Here is a 20427-nt window from a genome sequence, read left to right as displayed (position 1 = left end):
TAGCCACCGTTTTTATTTATAAGATTGGTATTACTTACCCAATGCTTCTTTGTAGTGCAGACGACACACAGAAACGTATTTATCGTTGCCGCCAATTGCAACCTGATCCCCTTCTGCAATCGCAACACCATGTTCGTCAGTACGAATCACCATGTTTGCTTTGCGACCACAGTGACAAATGGTTTTCAGTTCAACCAACTTATCTGCCCAAGATAGTAGGTACTTACTGCCTTCAAACAGTTCGCCAAGAAAATCCGTTCTCAAGCCATAGCACAGAACAGGGATATGCAGCTTATCAACCACTTCTGTAAGCTGGTAAACCTGCTCTTTCGACAAGAACTGACACTCATCAATCAATACACAGTGGCGTTTCTCTTCTTCATTCAGTGCAGCAATCGCTTGGAACAGATCCGTATCTGCCTTGAACAACTGCGCTTCCGACTGGAGTCCAATACGCGAGCTCACTTTGCCAACACCATAACGATCATCTAACGCTGCAGTAAAGATAACCGGGGTCATGCCCCGCTCTTGATAATTAAAAGAAGACTGCAAGAGCGTTGTTGATTTACCCGCATTCATCGCCGAGTAGTAAAAATACATCTGAGCCACAGAAATATTCCTGTTCAATAAAAGGTGAATATAAAAAGATGGAAATATAGAAATTTTTGCTAGAAAAAAGGGCTGAAAATCAGCCCTTTTATAAGATTACTTACGACGCCAAGTGGTACCTTCTGGACCGTCTTCTAGGATAATACCTAGCTCATTAAGCTTATCACGTGCCAAGTCAGCATTCGCCCAATCTTTAGAAGCACGAGAATCGTTACGAAGTTTGATTAGACCTTCGATCTCAGCCACTTCATCGTCATCGCCAGCACCACCTTGAAGGAATGCTTCAGGATCTTGATGAAGAATACCAATTACGTCAGCCAGTTCACGCATTAGCGCGCCAAGCTCACTCGCTTTTTCTAGGTTTTCAGTCTTCAGACGGTTCACTTCACGTGCCATGTCAAACAGAACTGAGTAAGCCTCTGGTGTGTTGAAGTCGTCATTCATCGCAGTAGTAAAGCGAGTCACATACTCTTCGCCACCTGCAGGTGCTACCGTTAGGTCAAGACCACGTAACGATGTGTACAGACGCTCAAGCGCAGAACGAGCTTGGTTCAAGTTGTCTTCGCTGTAATTTAGCTGGCTGCGGTAGTGGCCAGACATTAGAAAGTAACGAACCGTTTCCGCATCGTAGTGACCAAGTACGTCACGAATCGTGAAGAAGTTACCTAGAGATTTAGACATCTTCTCTTTGTCGACCATCACCATGCCACTGTGCATCCATGTGTTTACATAGTCAGTACCATGTGCACAGCAAGATTGCGCGATTTCATTCTCGTGGTGTGGGAACTGCAGATCAGAACCGCCGCCATGAATGTCGAAATGATTACCTAGGATTGAAGAGTTCATCGCTGAACACTCAATGTGCCAACCTGGACGACCTGGACCCCATGGTGATTCCCATGTAGGTTCACCCGGCTTAGACATTTTCCAAAGTACGAAATCGAGTGGGCTACGTTTTGCTGATTCAATATCAACACGAGCACCAGCCTGAAGCTGATCAAGGTCTTGCTTAGATAGCTTACCGTATTCGTCAAACTTCTTAACCTCGAACATGACATCGCCATTGCTTGCCACGTAAGCAAAGCCGCGAGCAATCAGAGTCTCAACCAACTCAATGATCTCAGTAATGAATTCAGTTGCGCGAGGTTCAACGTCAGGACGCTTCATGTTTAGCGCGTCAAAGTCCGCGTGCATTTCACCGATTAGGCGCTCTGTTAGTGAGTCACAAGATTCGCCATTTTCGTTTGCACGCTTGATGATTTTGTCATCAATGTCAGTGATGTTACGAACAAATGTTAGGTCATAGCCCAAGTAACGTAAGTAACGAGACACAACGTCAAAAGAGACGAAAGTACGGCCATGACCGATGTGACAGAGATCGTAAATGGTTACCCCACAGACATACATGCCGACTTTGCCAGCTGTAATTGGTTTGAATTCCTCTTTCTGTCTTGTGAGTGTGTTATATATCTTCAACATGATCTCTATCTATATTGTGGATTAATCAAAATAAGACTCGCAGTATAACAAGTCATTAGTTGTTAGGTAATACCTTTCGCTGCCAAATCGGCTAAACTCCTTGTTATCTATTGATGATTTCGTATTTTGAAACTCAATCAAACTAGGCTAGAATCGCCTTTCATATTAAAAAAGACAGTAAGGTAACAATCATGATCATCCTTCACACAAATTTTGGTGACATCAAAGTTCAACTAAACGAAGAAAAAGCACCAGAAACAAGCGCAAACTTTCTACAGTATTGCCGTGACGGTTTCTACGACAACACACTATTCCACCGTGTTATCGATGGTTTCATGATTCAAGGCGGCGGCATGACTTCTGGCCTTAAAGAAAAAGCAACTCGCGCAACTATCAAGAACGAAGCAAACAACGGCCTAAGCAACAAAGTAGGCACACTTGCAATGGCTCGTACAATGGAACCACATTCTGCAAGCTCTCAGTTCTTCATCAACGTTAACGACAACAAATTCCTAGATTTCCGTAGCGAAAGCCTAGACGGTTGGGGTTACTGTGTATTCGCTGAAGTTGTTGAAGGCATGGACGTAGTAAACCAAATTAAAGGTGTTAGCACTGGCTCTATGGGTATGCACCAAGATGTACCACTAGAAGAAGTGATCATCACTGGTACAACAATCGAAGCTTAATTTAGCCTTCGATTCGTATTCACCATTGATACATCAATAATTAGGACAAGGGAGCGCTCGCTCCCTTTTTTTAAACGGTATGAAAACATATTTTATCTCAGATCTGCACCTCACCCCTTCTCGACCAGACATTACTGAGTGCTTCTTTACGTTCATGAAAAATGAAGCGGTAGAAGCCGATGCACTCTATGTACTTGGCGATCTTTTTGAATTCTGGATCGGAGATGATGATACCAGCGACTTTGCACGATCCATTCGTCAGGCGTTTATCGATTTAGTCGCTCAAGGTGTTCCATGTTACTTCACACAAGGGAATAGAGATTTCCTAGTCGGTAAGCGATTCGCCAAACAAACAGGCGTTAAGCTACTCGACGAAGTCGAAGTCATAGACATTTATGGACAGCAAGCGGTCGTTCTCCACGGCGACACACTGTGCACCGACGATGTTAAGTACCTCGCTTTCAGAGAAAAAGTCCACCAGCCATGGCTACAATGGGTGTTCAACCGAATTCCTTTCTTCATTAAAAAGAAGATTGTTTCCAAAGTACAATCTGACATCAAAGACGATAAGCAGACAAAGTCACTCGATATCATGGATGTTACCCAATCTGAAGTAGAAAAGGTGATGAAGGATAACCAGGTAGACCTGATGATTCACGGGCATACGCACCGACCTAACGTTCACCGTTTTACCAATGCTGATAATCAGGAACAAACTCGCATCGTGCTTGGTGATTGGTATACCCAAGGTTCTGTTTTGGTAGTAACACCAGAAGGATTTGAATTGCAATCGAGAGAGTTTAGCAACCGATTTCATAACTAAACCCGCTATTTCATACGGTTTATTATGATGCGTCAGACTTTCTATGATTGTATATGGTAATTTCCTCAGAATTAGATATCATCAGTCTATTAGAACTAAACCGAACGCAATACTAAGTGAAATATTCATACGTAGCACGCCAGCCAATACTTGATATTGATAAAAAAACCATAGGTTACGAGTTACTTTTTAGAGACGGCCCAAAAAATACGTTTCCAGAAGTAGAGCCTGAGCTTGCTACCAGTCGCTTACTGTCTGACCATTTCTTGTCTACCCACTACAATACGCTCGGGGACAAGCTCGGTTTTGTTAATTTCCCATACGCCAGCTTAGTTAATCTTGTCCCTACGCTTTTCCCGAAAGAGAGCTTAGTAGTTGAGATACTTGAAGACTGTGAGCCGACGGATGAGCTGCTAGAGGCTATCAAAACCATCTACGACGCGGGCTATACCATCGCTCTGGATGACTTTGTACCGAGCAAGGCTTGGAAACGCTTCCTCCCTTACGTCTCGATCATTAAGTTTGATATCCGACTTGTACCAATCGCAAAGGCTTCGATGTTCATGAGCACGATGCGTGATCTCGACATTAAATTCCTCGCTGAAAAAGTCGAAACACACGAAGAGTATGAGCAAGCAAAAGCGGCAGGTTTTAGTTACTTCCAAGGTTATTTCTTTAGCAAGCCGGAGATGATTCAAACGCGTGCGTTGAACCCTGCATTTTTGACCACAATTCAATTGTGCAAAGAGATCGCCAACGAGCCAATCGACTTCAATGAAGTTGAACGCCTGATAACCTTAGACGTCACCTTATCTTACAAGCTACTGACTTACGTAAACTCTGCCGGCGGTGCGACGACAACCATTCGTTCGTTCCGACAAGCGCTGGTGTATCTAGGTGAACAAAAATTGCGTAAGTTCGTCTCTTTGGTCGCGATTGCATCGGCTAAAGAAGATAAGCCTGACTCTCTATATGGACTAGCAGTGATTCGAGCTCGACAATGTGAGCTGCTGATCGAAAAAATGCGCGTTAAAGAGGAACCCGGACAAGCATTCCTAACCGGTATGTTCTCTCTTTTAGATTCCCTACTCGACCAACCTCTGCAAGAAGTATTAAACGCAGTACCTATCGACGAAGAGATCAAGCAAGCTCTAGTAAACCGAAAGGGCGTACTAGGAGCGGTACTCGCCATGGTTGTCGCCTATGAGCAGGCACGCTGGGATGAAGCGACACGTATTCGAAACTTATTAAAACTGACAGAGGCTCAATTGGGCCAAACTTATGATGAGGCAACCAACTGGGCGCAAGATCTGCTTTCGCCAGTGACGGTATAAAGGTGTATCGCTCCTTGGAGTTTTGTTAGACTAGCGATAATGTACATGCAGACAACATTTATGGCCTCTCAATTGAGGCCATTTTTATAGGATAAAATTAATGTCTCAATGCCCATGCGGTAGCAAGCAGAGCTACGCCACATGTTGTGAAGTTGCACATCAAGATCATCATAACGTTACCACTCCAGAGCAATTGATGCGTTCGAGATACAGCGCCCATGTGCTCGGTTTAGTTGACTATGTCGTCAATACTTATCATCCAAGCTGCCATGCAGAGGAGCAACGTGAAGGTATTGCTGAGTCAATTAATAGTGACTGGGCAGGTCTAGAAGTTATTGATACTGCTCAAGGCTCTCACGACAACGAGGGTTTTGTTGAGTTTAAGGCATATTTCAATGAAGACGGCGCACAATATTGCATGCAAGAACGTTCGCGTTTTGTACGTGAAAATGGCTTGTGGTTTTATATTGATGGTGAATTCCCTGAACAACACCAAGCAGAGCCAGAGATAGACCCTCGCCTCAACCAAACCGTCGAAAGCTTTAAGATCGGTCGTAACGACCCGTGTATTTGTGGCAGCGGCAAAAAGTACAAAAAGTGCTGCGGTTAACTCGTACGTATAGGAAGTCAGATTAGAAGAAGAGATTCCTGATGTCGCTTAGGCTCCTCGGAATGACGAGGCCTAAATGTAAGAGAGACACATAGGATAGAACGCTAAAAAAGCCCCGTAAACGCTATGTTTACGGGGCTTTTATTTACCTAAAGGTATCCGAAAGATAGATTACTTATGGCGCTCTTTTAGCTTATTCACCACATCGTTCATCGATAGACCTTGGTCTTGAAGCAGAACCATTAGGTGGTACATCAAATCCGCAGATTCGCAAACTAATTCCGCCTTATCGCCCGACGTCGCCGCAAGCGCGACTTCAACGCCCTCTTCACCAACTTTTTGCGAAATACGCTTGGTGCCACGGGCATATAGGCTGGCAGTGTAAGAAGATTCAGGGTCTGAATCCTTGCGGGCAGCCAGTAGCTGCTCAAGTTGATGAAGCCACACCATCTGAGATTCTTCTTGCGGGTCAGAGTCCCAACAAGTTGTCGTACCTAGATGACACGTAGGACCAATTGGGTTCACTTTTACCAGTAAGGTATCGTTATCGCAATCCAGTGACATATTCACCAATTGCAGAACATTTCCTGAAGTCTCACCCTTGGTCCAAAGGCGCTCTTTGGTACGAGAGAAAAAAGTCACTTGACCCGTTTCACCTGTCTTGGTTAGCGCATCCTGGTTCATATAACCCATCATCAGCACTTGGCTTGACTGGAAATCTTGTACAATCGCAGGAACGAGACCGTCGACTTTATCCCAATTGATACGTTCAGCTAGCGTGTTTACTTCTGTCGCTGCAAAACTCATAGACGCACCTCTACACCTTGTTGTTTTAGATATTGCTTCAATTCACCAATATTGATGACTTGTTTGTGGAATACAGACGCAGCTAGTGCTCCATCCACATTTGTCTTGTTGTAAGCTTCGGCAAAGTGCTCCATTGCGCCTGCACCACCTGATGCAATCAACGGTACTTTACATACTTCACGCACCATATTGAGTTGCTCTAAGTCATAACCGTTGCGCACGCCGTCTTGGTTCATCATGTTCAATACAATTTCACCAGCGCCGCGCTTTTGCACTTCTTGCACCCAATCTTTGGTTTCCCATTGAGTCGCCTTGGTACGCGCTTCGTCACCAGTGAATTGGTAGACCTGATATTTACCCGTCTCTTTATCGTAGTAAGAGTCGATACCGACAACGATACACTGCACACCAAACTTATCAGCAAGGTCTGTAATCAGTTGAGGGTTAGCAAGTGCAGGAGAGTTAATGGATACCTTGTCCGCACCAAATTCGAGGATACGAGCCGCGTCTTCTGCCGACTTAATACCACCCGCTACACAGAATGGAATATCAATCACTTCAGCGACACGCTTTACCCAGCTCTTATCGACAACACGGCCATCGCTTGATGCCGTAATATCGTAGAAAACCAGTTCGTCGGCACCCTCTTCCGCATAACGTTGTGCCAGCGGGACAATATCACCAATGATCTCGTGATTACGGAACTGAACGCCTTTTACTACTTGTCCATCACGGACGTCTAAACAAGGGATTATTCGCTTTGCCAGCATGCAAATGCCTCCTCTGCGGTGAACTTGCCATCTAGAAGTGCTCTACCAACGATAACGCCAGCCACGCCGCTGCCTTTCAAGGCTTCAATATCTGCCAAGCTGCCGATGCCACCTGATGATTGAAATTGAACCTGTGGATATTGCTTACATAGGTCAACGTAAAGCTCTACGTTGGAGCCTTCTAACGTTCCATCACGTGAAATATCAGTACATAGCACGTGTTTCAGACCTACGGTTAAGTAGTCTTCAATCAGTGCTTCAATTGTCACACCTGAATCTTCTTGCCAACCAGAAATCGCCACTTTACGAGTGCCGTTTTCATCAATATTGATGTCCAGAGCAAGTACGATTTTTTCAGCGCCGTACTTTTCCATCCAACCTTTAACCAGCTCAGGTTGTTTTACTGCTGTTGAGCCAACGACAACGCGCTGGGCACCAGCTTCAAGAAGATCGACAACGTCTTGTTCATTACGAACGCCACCGCCAATCTGAATGTTGGCTGGCGTGCTAGCAAGTAGCTTAGCGATCAGGTCTAGCTGGCGCGCTGTTGTATCTTTAGCACCAGTAAGATCAACTAGGTGAAGCCAATTGGCACCCGCTTGGTGGTATAAATTAAACTGCTCAGCTGGGTCAACTTTGTATTCTGTTACTTGGCCATAGTCCCCTTGGAATAAGCGAACAACTTGGCCTTCAATTAAATCTAACGCGGGAATAATCATGTACATTCCTTTTATGGCAGCGACTCGCCGCCCAATCCTTTATTACAATTCCAAGAAATTCTGAATCAGCTTAGAACCAGCTTTTGATGAACGCTCTGGGTGGAACTGAACACCATAGTAATTACCGCTTTGAACAGCCGCGGTAAATGGATTTCCATACTCACATTGTGCGATGGTGTAATCCCCTACCGGCATTGCGAAGCTATGTACGAAGTAGAAATACTCGCCCTCTTCAATGTCTTTAAACAGAGGGTGCTCCGGTACTGATTTCACAGTATTCCACCCCATGTGAGGAAGCGGTAAATCACCGGTATCCATTAAGCGAACTTCACCTTCACATAAACCCAAACATTCAACTAACTCATCAGCTTTTTGGCCTTTCTCTTGCGAAAGCTTGCCTAGAAGCTGCATACCCAGACATATACCAAGCAGCGGCTTTTCTACCTGTTTAACCAGTGAAATCAGATCACGCTCAGCAAGATTTTTCATCGCTTCGCTTGCCGTACCAACTCCCGGCAAAAACAGTTTGTCCGCAGCCAGTACTACCGCAGGATTTTTAGAAATCTCGACGGCATAACCCAGACGTTCAATGGCAAACTTAACCGACGAAACATTGGCACAGCCAGTATCGATGATGACGACTTTCTGCTCTTTCATGTTCATTCCTTACAGTACACCTTTGCTGCTTGGTAACTCATTGCCTTCAACCTTAATTGCTTGGCGCAAAGTACGACCGAATGCTTTAAACAAGCTCTCAATGATGTGGTGATCGTTATCACCTGCAGATGATAGGTGCAGCGTACACGCTAACGTATCGGTTAATGAACGGAAGAAGTGAACCACCATTTCAGTTGAAAGATCGCCGACTTGTTCACGACTGAACTTAGCATCGAATTTCAGGTAAGGACGACCAGAAAGATCGAGAGCACACTGAGCTAGGCATTCATCCATTGGCAAGCTAAAGCCAAATCGGCCAATGCCACGCTTATCACCTAACGCATCTTTTAGTGCTTGGCCAAGTGCTAGCGCTGTGTCTTCAACTGTGTGGTGGTCGTCGATGTGTAGATCACCTTTCACCGATAGATTCATCTGGAATCCGCCGTGTGTCGCGATTTGATCCAGCATGTGGTCGAAGAAGCCCATACCTGTTTCGATTTTATTGCCGCCCGTTTCATCAAGGTTTACAGCAACTTTAATGTCAGTCTCTTTGGTTGTGCGAACCACTTCTGCAACGCGCGCTTTCACTGTTAGATCTTTTAAGATCTGAGGCCAGTTCATCATGCCTTCAGCATTTGGATCAGGATTGTACTGGATACCACGAATGGCCATGTTTTCAGCCAGTTGTAGGTCAGTAACACGGTCGCCAATCACAACAGAGTTTTGGAAATCGACTTTACCACCTTGCAGATACTCTTTAACCATACCTAGTTTAGGTTTACGACAAGAGCAGTTGTCTTCGTCAAAGTGAGGGCAAATCAGCACGTCATCAAACTTAACGCCTTGAGACTCGAAGAAGTCCATCATCATGTTGTGTGGTGCATCGAAATCTGCCTGTGGGTAGCTATCAGTACCTAAACCATCTTGGTTTGTAACCATCACTAGGCGATAGCCCGCATCTTGCAGTGCAAGCAGGCTTGGAATGACAAGCGGTTCAAATTTTAGTTTATCTAAACGGTCAACTTGAAAATCGACAGGTGGCTCAACAATTAAGGTGCCATCACGGTCGATAAATAATATTTTCTGTTGTTTACTCACTGGAACTTCCTTTTAAATTTAAATCTTGTGGCTTAGATAATGACGTCTAAGCCAAATCAATCTAGTTACTTAGCGTAATAAATAGCAGTTCTCTATTGGTAAAAGTTTCGAATAAAGCCAAGTGTCTTTTCGCACTCTTCTCGATTACCAACACTGATTCGAACGCAATCTTCAATTGGCGAATTACGCAGAATAATGCCGTTGTCCCATGCCGCTTTGAACAATGCATCACCATCAGGGAATTTCACTAACAGGTAGTTACCCCAACCATCAAATACCGTCAGTTGTGGCATTCCCATCAGTCCTGCTTGTAAATAGGCACGGTTGGCATTCAGATCCAACACTTGGAACTTCGCACGCGCTAAGCCTTCTTGTGACAGCGCTTGAGTCGCAATCTCAGCGACAGGAACTGGCACTGGGTAAGGTGCGATCACTTTAAGCAGTACATCGATGAGCTCTTTGTTTGCCAAAGTGAAGCCACAACGCAGACCTGCCAACGCAAAAGCTTTCGATAGTGTTCTTAGGATCGCTAGGTTTGGGTACTGCTCAAGCAGGTCGACCGTTGACGCCTCAGGACAAAAATCGATATACGCTTCATCCATCACCACAACAGCCTTGTCTTGAGTCATCTCAAGCAGCTTTATGATGTCTTTACGCTCAACCAGGTTACCAGTTGGATTGTTCGGGCTACATACAAACACAACCTTAACGTTATCAAGCTGAGCTTCGATGGCGTCGAGATCCAATTGCCAATCCGAAGTTAGTGGCACCACCTTACGCTCGACACCGATGGTTTCAGCACTGATAGCGTACATGCCATAGGTCGGCGGACAGTAAAGAATTGCGTCTTCACTCGGCTCACAAAAAGCACGGATAAGCAGTTCAATACCTTCATCAGCACCACGAGTTGTTATTGTTTGTTCAGCTTTGACACCTGCATATTCGGCATATGCTTCAATCATCTCTTTTGGTTGGCACTCACTGTAACGATTGAGACGTGCAAGATTAAGCGTGTACTCGTTATCAAATGGAGATTCATTGGCATTTAGCCACACATCACCAGAACCACCGATTCGTCTCGCGGACAAATAAGGAGTGAGGGCTTGAACTTGTTTTCTTGCTAGCTTTTCCATGAACAACTTACTCTCTTTAATTCTATGCTTCGGCACGACTTAGTTTTTCAACTCGGATGGTTACAGCACGTTTGTGTGCATCAAGCCCTTCAGCTTCAGCCATCGTAACCACCGTTGGTGCTAGGCCTTTCAAACCATCTGCAGATAGCTCTTGAACGGTCATTCTTTTAGAGAAATCAGCCAAGCCTAAGCTAGAGTAGGTTTTGGTGTAACCGTAAGTAGGCAGAACGTGGTTAGTACCCGACGCGTAGTCACCCGCAGACTCTGGTGACCAGTCACCTAAGAAAATAGAACCTGCATTATCAAGCAGAGGCAGAAGTTCACGTGGGCTCTTGGTCTGAACAATTAGGTGCTCTGGACCATAGAAGTTCGAGATAGCAACCGCTTGGGTAATCGACTCAGCAATAATAATTAGACTAGATGCCAACGCCTGCTGCGCGATATCTGCACGAGACAGCTCTTTAAGCTGTTTTTGCACCGCTTCCGTTACTTGGTCTGCAATCACTGGTGATGGTGTTACCAATACCACTTGAGAATCAGGTCCGTGTTCGGCTTGGCTCAGCAAATCAGCCGCAATGAAATCGGCATCGGCTGTTTCGTCTGCGATAACCAGTACTTCAGAAGGCCCAGCTGGCATATCGATCGCTGCGCCACGGAAGTCGTTGCTCACCTGGCGTTTTGCTTCTGTTACATAAGCGTTACCCGGACCAAAGATCTTATCAACCTTTGAGACCGTCTCTGTACCATAAGCCATCGCTGCAACCGCTTGGCCGCCACCAACATTATAAACTTCATCAATTTTGCAAAGCTTAGCGACGTATAGAATCTCATCAGCAATAGGTGGAGGTGAACAAAGCACGACTTTGCGGCAACCTGCTATCTGAGCTGGAACACCTAGCATTAGAACCGTTGACGGAAGTGGCGCGCTGCCACCCGGAATATAAAGACCTACCGTATTGATAGCACGAGTCACTTGCTCACATACGACGCCAGGTTGAGTCTCAACCTTAATCGGTTGTGGCTTTTGTGCTTCGTGAAACTTAGCGATGTTATTGTAAGCCTGCTCTAGCGCTTGCTTCATCTCAGGCGTTAAACGAGCACTCGCTTCTTCAATCTCACCCGCTGAAACGCGAATAGATTTTGGTGTCACTCGGTCAAACTTTTCGGTCAGTTCAGTCAGCGCAGCATCGCCCTCACTTCGCACTTTGGCGATAACCTCAGAAACAGCCGCGGTGATGTTTGCGCCCTCACTGATCGCAGGACGCTCTAGTACAGAATCTTGCTGAGATTCACTTAAAGATTGCCAAACAACGGTTCTCATGCGGATTACCCCATCATCTTTTCGATTGGTAGTACTAGGATTGAACTCGCACCTAGTTCTTTCAGTTGTTCCATCGTTTCCCAGAACAAGTTCTCTGTACTTACTAGGTGTACAGCAACTTTATCTTTGTCTGTAGAAAGTGGTAGAACCGTTGGATCTTCAGCGCCAGGCAGCAGTGCTTTGATCTGTTCAAGCTGAGACGTGGGAGCGTGTAGCATGATGTACTTAGACTCTTTTGCCTGCTGTACGCCTTGCATACGAGTAAGTAGCTTTTCAATCAGTGCCGTCTTGTCTGCGTCAAATTCACCAGTACGTTGAATTAGCGTCGCTTTAGATTGGAAAATGATTTCAGCTTCTTTTAGACCGTTTGCTTCTAATGTTGCGCCAGTCGAAACTAGGTCAGCAATCGCATCGGCTAGTCCAGCACGAGGAGCCACTTCTACCGAACCTGTTAGCATACAAGTGCTAAAGTCAACACCTTGCTCATCCATGTAAGCTTTTAGAAGTTGAGGGTAAGTGGTTGCGATGCGCTTACCTGCTAGGTCTTGCGGTCCGTTGTACTCTTCGTCTTTGTTGATTGCGATAGATAAACGGCAACCACCGAAATCAAGACGACGCAGTGTTTGGAACTCTGCAGGCTCTTTAAGAGCAAGGCGATCTAGACGAACTTCTTCTAGTTCATTTTCACCGATAAAACCAAGGTCAACGACACCGTCCATGATCAAACCTGGGATGTCATCATCACGAACCAGTAATAGGTCGATTGGCATATTTAGTGAATGTACAACTAGGCGCTCACCCATGATGTTGAACTTAACACCACATTTTTTTAGGAGGTCTTGGCACTCTTTACTTAGGCGACCTTTCTTTTGAATTGCGATTCTTAGGCGTTGTGTCTGCATTGCTGTATCCCTGTGCAAATATTTGAATTTATTTAATAATTTAAAGCGCTAAAACTAAAAAACCCTCGGAAGACTTTGTCATCCCGAGGGTTTAAATCTAAATTCTTTTGACTTAACCTCCGGGAGTAATCTTGCTCCCGGGTACGCGTATATCTCCCCGAAAGACTAGATAGGGTGATGATGGTGATGAATGTTCATTACTAATTTACGCATACTTATCAGCTCTTATGTTGTTTGCTGTCTTATCTCCACACTAACCAAGGTGATGGTCTTTTTCAACCATTTATTCGAACTTTTTTCACGATTTTTAAAATTAATTTAACGCCAATAAAAAAGGGAAGCCGTAGCTTCCCTCTTAATTCTTGTAATTTCACTGATTAGCTCTTGCACGTTGCCATTTTGCAGCGCGAGAAGTAACCCAGTGCGAAACACACGCCAACGAATGTCAGTGCCGCCGCTGAGAATGAAAGCGCGACAGAAGCCGTCATACCCAGAACGATGAAGCCTACACACGATACTAGAGCCACAGACAGCGCGTAAGGAAGCTGTGTTGCTACGTGGTCGATGTGGTTACAACGAGCACCTGTTGAAGACAGGATCGTTGTATCTGAGATTGGGGAACAGTGATCACCAAATACAGAACCCGCTAGTACCGCACTCAACATTGGTAGCATAAGTGCAAGGTCGGTCGCGCCAGCCATGTCACCTGCGATTGGTAGCATGATACCGAACGTACCCCATGATGTGCCTGTAGAGAACGCCATTAGGCCTGCAAGCAAGAATAGGATCACAGGTAGCCAGTGGTAATCAATGTTGCCCGTTGCTAGAGAAGATAGGTATGTACCCGTTTTCATGTCGCCAATAACTGAACCGATTGTCCATGCGAACACTAGGATCAGAATTGCACCAAACATTGAACGAGCACCAATCCACATAGTGCGAACAATTTCTACAACTGGAAGTTTTTGCTTAACCACGGTTGCTAGAGCAACAAGTAGGCCTAGGATGCCACCGTAAACAAGCGACTTACCTACATCTGTATTTTCAAATGCACCAAGTAAGTTAAACGCTTGGCCGTCTGCTGCCAGTGCTGCACCACCTGTGTAAAGCATTGCAGCTACTGTCGCCACGATAAGCGATACGATAGGCATGATTAGGTCAGACACTGAACCATTTTGGCTCTCTTCAATGTCTAGCTCTTCATTTAGGTCGTGAGCTTGTTGGCTGTCATTATCACCTTCAAAACCACGGCCTTGAGACGCTTCAATCTCATGGTCACGCATTTTGCCTACATCAAGACCAAACCACGCCACTGCAAATACCATAAGTAGTGCAAACACTGCGTAGAAGTTCATTGGGATAAGACGGATGTATGCGCCCAGTGCCGAGTACTCGGTCATACCATGAGTCACAAGAATGCCACCAATAATAGTCATGATGTATGCACCCCAGCTTGATGCCGGCATGATCACACACATTGGCGCAGCGGTTGAGTCTAGGATATAAGCAAGCTTAGCGCGAGATACGTAGAAACGGTCTGTTACAGGGCGAGAAATCGCACCAACGGCTAGGCTATTGAAATAGTCATCAACGAAGATGAATACACCTAGGAATGCAGCCAATAGTTTAGAACCACGTTTGCTCTTAACACGAGACTGTGCCCATTCAGCAAACGCTCGAGTACCACCAGATAGCGTTAGCAGCGCCGTCATCATACCCAATAGAAGAAGGAACGCGACAATACTCATGTTCCAAGTGTTAATACCGCCGTCTTCAATGAAAACACCCGATACCTTAGTAACAACATAGCTCGCTGCATTACCAACTGAATAGTCAGCCAGTAGGATAGCGCCCATTACAATACCGACACCAAGAGAAACTAAAACACGACGAGTCACAATAGCAAGGCTCAATGCCACAAGCGGCGGGAGCAATGATAAAGGCGATGTTGCAAAATCTATTAAATTCATGATCTTCAAAAACCAGTTTATTTTTATTTGGCTAGAGATCTACTGCAGACAAACTCGGTACAGGTGACCAAGCTCATGTTGAACTAAGCGAAAGGGAAGTGAACACTTCACCCAACCCTACAGTAGCGCTCCATAGTTTAAAATTAAGACTATGGCAGTGTTGTACCTATTTAGCACAACCCCAGCAAATTGCTTAGATATACAATTTACTTCGGCAATTACACCTTTTGCTCCCATTCATTGGCATCACCCCAATGAGAGTTACTCTTTGCAATTGCACCTCTACGTGCGATAACACTTTTAACTATTGTTAGTTTAATTTAACAACAATTTAACCAGCGTAGCGCATCAGGTAGCCGCAATTGTACTCAACAAAAGCAACAATGCAACATATCATCCCGAGAAAAATGACTTTTTTGTTAGTAAAGTAATCAAGGTGCTCACAACATAGCCACGCCTACTCCACTAGTCACATATCACATTTATAGAGTAGCACTACAATTATTATATCTTAAACTTACCTACTCATCGGTTTTTCTGAAAGTTCCCTCTCTTTTTCAATATTTAAATAAGTTCCGATAAAAAATACTGTTTGTTTTCTTTTATACCTCTGTTTATTATTAGGAGGATTAATTAATTTATCTTGATGGGAAATATCATGTCTGAATTAACAAAAACTCTATTAAATATCCGTAGCCTTCGTGCATTCTCACGTGAATTAACTCTTGAGCAACTAGAAGAAGCACTAGACAAACTGACTATTGTTGTACAAGAGCGTCAAGAAGCTGAAGCTGAAGAACGTGCTGCTCGTGCAGAACAAGAAGCTAAGCTAGCTGCAATCGCAGATCAAATTGCTAAAGACGGCATTGACGTTGCAGATCTAATTGCTGCTCTTTCTGGCGAGTCAAAAGCAAAAGGCACTAAATCTAAGCGTGCTCCACGCCCTGCTAAATACAAATACGTTGATGGAAACGGCGAAGAGAAAACTTGGACTGGTCAAGGTCGTACGCCTTCTGCTATCCAACAGCAACTTGATGCTGGTAAATCTCTAGAAGATTTCGCTATCTAATAATTAGCAATCAAATTCATATAATAAAGGCCTATTTCGATAGGCCTTTATTTTTATCTGCATCAAACTACTCTTTTAACTTTTCCCTCTTAAACAGTGTCGATACCATCACTGCCTTTCCTTTAGCTAAACACAGCCACAACCAAACCAAATCTCTTTGGAATAAACACTCAAAGCTAGGTGCATCACCTACCGTTGTTAACTGTATTTTTTAACCAAGCTATTCATCAAACACAAGGCTACGTACTTTTGTTTTACACCGACCCAAGTGAGAATAAGCAGGTTCATCACGTTCAACGTTAATTACCAAAAACACGAAATTTATCCAGCGTTATACTAAAGTATATATGCCTGTGAATGCTGTTCCATTTTTGCCTGTAACGAATAATGCTCTCATCAATAACCGCCCCATTGTGTAATAGTCTCATTATTATTATGTATATACACGCACATGATAATCATCTGTGCATTATACATGCCGAATATTTCGAGACCTTTCTTAAGAACTTTCGACAACCACTTACACAAATAAAATACGAGGGGTTTCCCTTACTATTACCTGCTTGACTATCGACTATTTGAAACCTAAATCACACATTCAAATATTAATAGAAATAAAAAAACCTCAAACTAGATTTGAGGTTTTTAGTCGATTCAACTTTAAATAGCGAAAGAGATTAACGCTCCCAGTACGCTTCTTCTAAGCTATCTTCTCGCTCTGGAAGACCACGAGATAAACGTGGAGAGTGCTGAACTAATACTTCGTAACTTGCACGGTTTGAATATTTACATACTTGTGAAAACGAAGAGTAAGTCAAAAACGAGTGTTGGTGCTTACTTGAATTTGGCACGTTCTCTTTATGGTACTTATTAGCAGCCATATCATGTAGCAACGCAGATAATGCGGCATCGCCTGCGCCGTTAGTATTCTTAATTTTTTCAGGTCCGCCCATGTATGGTGCGATATGCGAGTACACTTTAATTGGAGACTCACACAATGCCTTGTGCGCAGGACGACTAAATTCAAAGCGGTTGAACTCAGCAATAGAACCCGGTAGCAATGGCAATGTCGTTTCGCGCTTTGCAGCCTCTTCCGTGTAACCGGCCATAAATAGACCCACAGGACCTGCGGTACACAAAACTAAATCCACCCAGTCTAACGTCTTGTCTGATGCTGCCAACGGATCGCTTTCACCCGTTAGTGCTTCTGCTTCATCTTCATTCATCGCGACAACAGTAACGTGCTGCTCTAAGAAATCTTTCCAGAACTCAGGATCGTCTTGTATAACGAATTTTGTACCCAGTGTAAGTACTACAGGTACATCATATTTCTTCGCGTATTCAATCGCCTTCATCGTCGCTTCAGGCATTGGGTCACCTGGCTTACAGCGAACAAGGTATGCGGTAAGCACTAGTGCAGATGCGTTTTTAAAAATCTTCTCTGGAATGCTGTCTGGATTTAGCTGGTTCATTTGACCTTCGCTGATTGCAAAGGTACGTTCACCATCTTCTGTGATTAAAGCAAAGCAACGACCGATTGCGCCATCTACCCCTTGTAAATGGTTCAGATCCATTCGGCTTGATGTGTTACACAGGTAACGGTAGCCGTAGCTGCCGATTTTAATGTCTTGGCTCATTACACCCAGTAGTGTCGAGCGATCATCAGCTAATACAGAATAGTTGTGAAGCGTATTACCAATTGTGCCACCAGCGTATTCATTAGTAATAAGACACTGCTCTTTTAACTCTTGGTATAGAGATTCTGCAGCTTCGTCATTGATAACCAGCGAATGGCCTTTACTTAAACCGTACTTTTCAATTAATTCTGAACTCACTTTCGCTTCGATATCCACCAAAGTTTGGTCAATACCAATAATATGAGTGCGAGACATCTTTTTGCTGTTCTGAGATTGGCTCACTAATGGATCACGAGCATGAACCGGAAAATAGTGCTTTGATTTACGTTGTCCAGGAAATTTCATAAGGCTAGTCTAAGTCAAGGGGAAATAGGGGGCGGATTCTACCGCGCTATATTTAGCGCGGCAATCACTCAAACTATAGCAAACGTTTGCATGGGTATTTTTTTATTCGCCTTCCATAAAGCTTAGATCTGGCAACATATCCAGATGTTCTGCATAACGCTTTTGGTTGAACTCAGCGTTGTTCTTCATGACATCAAATACTTCAATCGCAAGCGCACATGCCATCGCTGCAATCGCATCTTCGCGAGAGTGACCTGTCATCATCAGACGCATTAAGGTCTCTTTTACCTTGATCGGTTGTCCATCTTCTAGTTGATTCTCAATAATTTCAATCAACTGTTCTTCTTGCATAAATTCATCTTGTTCAGACATTTTTTTATCTCAGGTCTTGGATTTTCAGCGACTATGCCACATATAGGTCTGACATCCTAGCGACTCGCTTCGCTTTCATCAGATTCCCATTGAAAGACAGCGCACTTCTTGTGCAAAAGAAACTGTGATTCCGGTCTCGGATCTGTCACGTTGTTTCTCTTTCTGTTAGAATCTGCGACCAAGTAATAGTAACGGTGTTTAGACATGTCAGATATCAGCTCTGGAAACAGCCAAAAGAAAGTAATTGTCGGTATGTCCGGCGGTGTAGATTCGTCAGTTTCGGCGTATCTTCTCCAGCAACAAGGCTATCAGGTAGAAGGCCTTTTCATGAAAAACTGGGAAGAAGACGATAACGAAGAGTACTGTACGGCAGCTGAAGATCTTGCGGATGCGCAAGCGGTTTGTGATAAGCTAGGTATCCACCTTCACACTATCAACTTTGCAGCAGAGTACTGGGACAACGTATTCGAATACTTCCTAGCTGAATACAAAGCAGGTCGTACACCGAACCCAGACATTCTTTGTAACAAAGAAATTAAATTCAAAGCCTTCCTTGAATTTGCGGATGAAGTATTAGACGCAGACTACATTGCAATGGGTCACTATGTTCGTCGTACTTTCCCAACACAAGAAGAGCTAGATGCAGGTAAAAAACCTGAAATGCTTCGTGGTCTAGATAGTAATAAAGACCAAAGCTACTTCCTATATACACTGAGCTCAGATCAAGTTGCGCGTAGCCTATTCCCAGTGGGTGAATTAGAGAAGCCAGAAGTACGTAAAATTGCGGAAGAGCAAGACCTAATCACTGCTAAGAAGAAAGATTCAACCGGTATCTGCTTCATCGGTGAGCGCAAGTTCACGGAATTCTTAGGTAAATACCTGCCAGCACAGCCAGGTGATATCGAAACACCAGAAGGCAAAGTGATTGGTAAGCACAACGGTCTGATGTACCACACTCTTGGTCAACGTAAAGGCCTACATATTGGTGGCACTAAAGGCGGTGGCGGCAACGAAGCTCCATGGTTTGTTGGTGAGAAAGACCTTAAGCGTAACGTATTGATTGCGGTACAAGGTAAAGACCACCCTCTTCTAAAATCTGAAGGTTTAATTGCGTCGCAACTGCATTGGGTAGACCGCGCACCAATTACCGATGTTTTGAAGTGCACAGTAAAAACTCGTTACCGCCAAACAGATATTCCTTGTACAATCATTCCAATTGACGATGAGAACATCAAGGTTATCTTCGACGAGCCTCAAATTGCAGTGACTCCGGGTCAATCAGCAGTATTCTACCAAGGTGAAGTTTGTCTTGGTGGCGGCATCATCGAAAAACGCATCTAATAAAAAGAACTAGGAGTTACTACGTGGCCAACACACTTTATGACCGTACAATCGCTTTCGCTGGAATCTGCCAAGCTGTCGCTTTGGTGCAACAGGTAGCAAAAGACGGCTATTGTGATAAAGATGCCTTCGAAGCTTCACTCAGTGCGATCTTAAATACCAATCCAGCAAATACTGTTGGTGTATTTGGTCGCGAATCAAACTTAAAGCTTGGTTTAGAGTGCCTAGTAAAAGGTATCGATAGTACTCCTGCTGGCAGCGATATCACGCGTTACATCATTAGCTTGATGGCGCTTGAGCGTAAGTTGTCAGGTCGCAACGATGCGATGTCTCAACTAGGCGATCGCATTCAAACTGCAGAACGCCAAGCTGAACACTTTGATCTATTCGACGAGCAGATGGTGAGTAACCTAGCAAGTATCTACCTTGACGTGGTAAGCCCGATTGGCCCGCGTATTCAGGTTTCTGGTACACCGTCAGTTCTACAGCAAACATCAAATCAACATAAAGTACGTGCGCTGCTTCTATCTGGAATTCGCAGTGCCGTTCTTTGGCGCCAAGTGGGAGGCAAACGTCGCCACCTAATCTTTGGACGCAAGAAGATGGTTGAGCAAGCTCAAATCCTCTTAGCAAGAATGTAATACACCAGCTCGCGCACTGTCGCGAGCTTATTCTTTGTACCAAAATAAACCTCACGCAAACGTTTGCGCAATATGCGTGACAAACTGCAAAGTTACTGGTATAA

20 protein-coding genes, 1 riboswitch and 1 other annotated feature are annotated in these 20427 nt (G+C 44.4%); of the genes, 7 read left to right on the top strand and 13 right to left on the bottom strand.

Annotated features, from left to right (window positions below; genetic code table 11):
• Nucleotides 1-30: 30 nt before the first annotated feature.
• Both L1D60_RS20640 and cysS read right to left on the bottom strand, forming a co-directional pair.
• The gene (locus L1D60_RS20640; RefSeq protein WP_239842740.1) at nt 31-609 is read right to left on the bottom strand and encodes a thymidine kinase; all 579 of its coding nucleotides are present in this window, start codon (nt 607-609) and stop codon (nt 31-33) included.
• A 96-nt stretch (nt 610-705) separates the two neighbouring features.
• Entirely contained in the window at nt 706-2088 is a 1383-nt protein-coding gene (gene cysS / locus L1D60_RS20635) for a cysteine--tRNA ligase (RefSeq protein ID WP_239842739.1), read from the bottom strand.
• Between the two features lie 191 nt (nt 2089-2279).
• Between cysS and L1D60_RS20630 the strand changes: the two genes are divergently transcribed.
• The 4 genes from L1D60_RS20630 (at nt 2280) to L1D60_RS20615 (ending at nt 5541) form a co-directional block, all read left to right on the top strand.
• A complete protein-coding gene (locus tag L1D60_RS20630; RefSeq protein WP_032552110.1) occupies nt 2280-2774 on the top strand; it encodes a peptidylprolyl isomerase in 495 nt (164 codons plus the stop codon).
• 79 nt (nt 2775-2853) lie between these two features.
• A complete protein-coding gene (gene lpxH, locus L1D60_RS20625; RefSeq protein ID WP_239842738.1) occupies nt 2854-3597 on the top strand; it encodes a UDP-2,3-diacylglucosamine diphosphatase in 744 nt (247 codons plus the stop codon).
• Nucleotides 3598-3713: 116 nt separating this feature from the next.
• On the top strand, nt 3714-4931 hold the full coding sequence (locus tag L1D60_RS20620; RefSeq protein WP_239842737.1) for an EAL domain-containing protein: 1218 nt from the start codon (nt 3714-3716) through the stop codon (nt 4929-4931).
• Between the two features lie 100 nt (nt 4932-5031).
• A complete protein-coding gene (locus L1D60_RS20615; RefSeq protein WP_239842736.1) occupies nt 5032-5541 on the top strand; it encodes a YchJ family protein in 510 nt (169 codons plus the stop codon).
• Between the two features lie 171 nt (nt 5542-5712).
• Here the strand turns inward: L1D60_RS20615 and hisIE are convergent, their stop codons facing one another.
• The 9 genes from hisIE to L1D60_RS20570 all read right to left on the bottom strand — a co-directional run bounded on the left by hisIE (nt 5713) and on the right by L1D60_RS20570 (nt 14918).
• Nucleotides 5713-6348 (bottom strand): bifunctional phosphoribosyl-AMP cyclohydrolase/phosphoribosyl-ATP diphosphatase HisIE, encoded by a 636-nt coding sequence (gene hisIE, locus L1D60_RS20610; protein WP_239842735.1) that lies wholly within the window; start codon nt 6346-6348, stop codon nt 5713-5715.
• Nucleotides 6345-7118: an imidazole glycerol phosphate synthase subunit HisF gene (gene hisF / locus L1D60_RS20605; RefSeq protein WP_032552105.1), complete on the bottom strand. Its 774-nt coding sequence runs from the start codon at nt 7116-7118 to the stop codon at nt 6345-6347. The genes hisIE and hisF overlap by 4 nt, the downstream gene beginning before the upstream one ends.
• Complete coding sequence (gene hisA, locus L1D60_RS20600) at nt 7100-7837, bottom strand: 1-(5-phosphoribosyl)-5-[(5-phosphoribosylamino)methylideneamino]imidazole-4-carboxamide isomerase (RefSeq protein ID WP_032552104.1); 738 nt, start codon at nt 7835-7837, stop codon at nt 7100-7102. Before hisA ends, hisF begins: the two co-directional genes overlap by 19 nt.
• Nucleotides 7838-7879: 42 nt before the next feature.
• Nucleotides 7880-8494: an imidazole glycerol phosphate synthase subunit HisH gene (hisH, locus tag L1D60_RS20595; RefSeq protein WP_239842734.1), complete on the bottom strand. Its 615-nt coding sequence runs from the start codon at nt 8492-8494 to the stop codon at nt 7880-7882.
• Between the two features lie 9 nt (nt 8495-8503).
• Nucleotides 8504-9592: a bifunctional histidinol-phosphatase/imidazoleglycerol-phosphate dehydratase HisB gene (hisB, locus tag L1D60_RS20590; RefSeq protein ID WP_239842733.1), complete on the bottom strand. Its 1089-nt coding sequence runs from the start codon at nt 9590-9592 to the stop codon at nt 8504-8506.
• Between the two features lie 92 nt (nt 9593-9684).
• Entirely contained in the window at nt 9685-10725 is a 1041-nt protein-coding gene (gene hisC, locus L1D60_RS20585) for a histidinol-phosphate transaminase (RefSeq protein ID WP_239842732.1), read from the bottom strand.
• A 22-nt stretch (nt 10726-10747) separates the two neighbouring features.
• The gene (gene hisD, locus L1D60_RS20580) at nt 10748-12052 is read right to left on the bottom strand and encodes a histidinol dehydrogenase (RefSeq protein ID WP_239842803.1); all 1305 of its coding nucleotides are present in this window, start codon (nt 12050-12052) and stop codon (nt 10748-10750) included.
• Nucleotides 12052-12948, bottom strand: coding sequence for an ATP phosphoribosyltransferase (hisG, locus tag L1D60_RS20575; RefSeq protein WP_239842731.1), 897 nt, complete (start codon nt 12946-12948; stop codon nt 12052-12054). Before hisG ends, hisD begins: the two co-directional genes overlap by 1 nt.
• A 53-nt stretch (nt 12949-13001) precedes the next feature.
• Nucleotides 13002-13138, bottom strand: a sequence feature (His leader region).
• A 187-nt stretch (nt 13139-13325) separates the two neighbouring features.
• Nucleotides 13326-14918, bottom strand: coding sequence for a Na+/H+ antiporter NhaC family protein (locus L1D60_RS20570; RefSeq protein ID WP_239842730.1), 1593 nt, complete (start codon nt 14916-14918; stop codon nt 13326-13328).
• Nucleotides 14919-15033: 115 nt separating this feature from the next.
• A riboswitch (Lysine riboswitch) is annotated at nt 15034-15211 on the bottom strand.
• Nucleotides 15212-15576: 365 nt separating this feature from the next.
• Here L1D60_RS20570 and L1D60_RS20565 point away from each other — a divergent pair.
• Complete coding sequence (locus tag L1D60_RS20565; RefSeq protein WP_239842729.1) at nt 15577-15987, top strand: H-NS family nucleoid-associated regulatory protein; 411 nt, start codon at nt 15577-15579, stop codon at nt 15985-15987.
• Nucleotides 15988-16664: 677 nt separating this feature from the next.
• Here L1D60_RS20565 and L1D60_RS20560 read toward each other — a convergent pair.
• Nucleotides 16665-17969 carry an inosine/guanosine kinase gene (locus L1D60_RS20560; RefSeq protein ID WP_239842728.1) on the bottom strand — a complete coding sequence of 435 codons (1305 nt, stop codon included), beginning with the start codon at nt 17967-17969 and terminating at the stop codon, nt 16665-16667.
• 102 nt (nt 17970-18071) lie between these two features.
• Nucleotides 18072-18341, bottom strand: coding sequence for a hypothetical protein (locus tag L1D60_RS20555; protein ID WP_032552095.1), 270 nt, complete (start codon nt 18339-18341; stop codon nt 18072-18074).
• Nucleotides 18342-18545: 204 nt separating this feature from the next.
• On the opposite strand from L1D60_RS20555, the gene mnmA reads away from it, so the two are divergent.
• Both mnmA and hflD read left to right on the top strand, forming a co-directional pair.
• On the top strand, nt 18546-19682 hold the full coding sequence (mnmA, locus tag L1D60_RS20550; RefSeq protein WP_152469003.1) for a tRNA 2-thiouridine(34) synthase MnmA: 1137 nt from the start codon (nt 18546-18548) through the stop codon (nt 19680-19682).
• 23 nt (nt 19683-19705) lie between these two features.
• Nucleotides 19706-20323 carry a high frequency lysogenization protein HflD gene (gene hflD / locus L1D60_RS20545; RefSeq protein WP_032552093.1) on the top strand — a complete coding sequence of 206 codons (618 nt, stop codon included), beginning with the start codon at nt 19706-19708 and terminating at the stop codon, nt 20321-20323.
• Nucleotides 20324-20427: the final 104 nt, after the last annotated feature.

This window comes from Vibrio sp. Isolate30 (assembly GCF_022397975.1).
Classification (GTDB): Bacteria; Pseudomonadota; Gammaproteobacteria; order Enterobacterales; family Vibrionaceae; genus Vibrio; species Vibrio fortis.
The sequence above is the reverse complement of the archived record's forward strand: the minus strand, read 5'-3'. Positions and strand labels throughout refer to the sequence as shown.

What these genes read in the sequence shown, in the direction of transcription:
- L1D60_RS20570 (WP_239842730.1), bottom strand. Translation starts at nt 14,918, where the DNA reads ATGAATTTAATAGATTTTGCAACATCGCCTTTATCATTGCTCCCGCCG.
- lpxH (WP_239842738.1), top strand. Translation starts at nt 2,854, where the DNA reads ATGAAAACATATTTTATCTCAGATCTGCACCTCACCCCTTCTCGACCA.
- cysS (WP_239842739.1), bottom strand. Translation starts at nt 2,088, where the DNA reads ATGTTGAAGATATATAACACACTCACAAGACAGAAAGAGGAATTCAAA.
- hisF (WP_032552105.1), bottom strand. Translation starts at nt 7,118, where the DNA reads ATGCTGGCAAAGCGAATAATCCCTTGTTTAGACGTCCGTGATGGACAA.
- L1D60_RS20615 (WP_239842736.1), top strand. Translation starts at nt 5,032, where the DNA reads ATGTCTCAATGCCCATGCGGTAGCAAGCAGAGCTACGCCACATGTTGT.
- L1D60_RS20560 (WP_239842728.1), bottom strand. Translation starts at nt 17,969, where the DNA reads ATGAAATTTCCTGGACAACGTAAATCAAAGCACTATTTTCCGGTTCAT.
- hisC (WP_239842732.1), bottom strand. Translation starts at nt 10,725, where the DNA reads ATGGAAAAGCTAGCAAGAAAACAAGTTCAAGCCCTCACTCCTTATTTG.
- L1D60_RS20565 (WP_239842729.1), top strand. Translation starts at nt 15,577, where the DNA reads ATGTCTGAATTAACAAAAACTCTATTAAATATCCGTAGCCTTCGTGCA.
- hisG (WP_239842731.1), bottom strand. Translation starts at nt 12,948, where the DNA reads ATGCAGACACAACGCCTAAGAATCGCAATTCAAAAGAAAGGTCGCCTA.
- hisH (WP_239842734.1), bottom strand. Translation starts at nt 8,494, where the DNA reads ATGAAAGAGCAGAAAGTCGTCATCATCGATACTGGCTGTGCCAATGTT.
- mnmA (WP_152469003.1), top strand. Translation starts at nt 18,546, where the DNA reads ATGTCAGATATCAGCTCTGGAAACAGCCAAAAGAAAGTAATTGTCGGT.
- hisA (WP_032552104.1), bottom strand. Translation starts at nt 7,837, where the DNA reads ATGATTATTCCCGCGTTAGATTTAATTGAAGGCCAAGTTGTTCGCTTA.
- hisIE (WP_239842735.1), bottom strand. Translation starts at nt 6,348, where the DNA reads ATGAGTTTTGCAGCGACAGAAGTAAACACGCTAGCTGAACGTATCAAT.
- L1D60_RS20555 (WP_032552095.1), bottom strand. Translation starts at nt 18,341, where the DNA reads ATGTCTGAACAAGATGAATTTATGCAAGAAGAACAGTTGATTGAAATT.
- L1D60_RS20630 (WP_032552110.1), top strand. Translation starts at nt 2,280, where the DNA reads ATGATCATCCTTCACACAAATTTTGGTGACATCAAAGTTCAACTAAAC.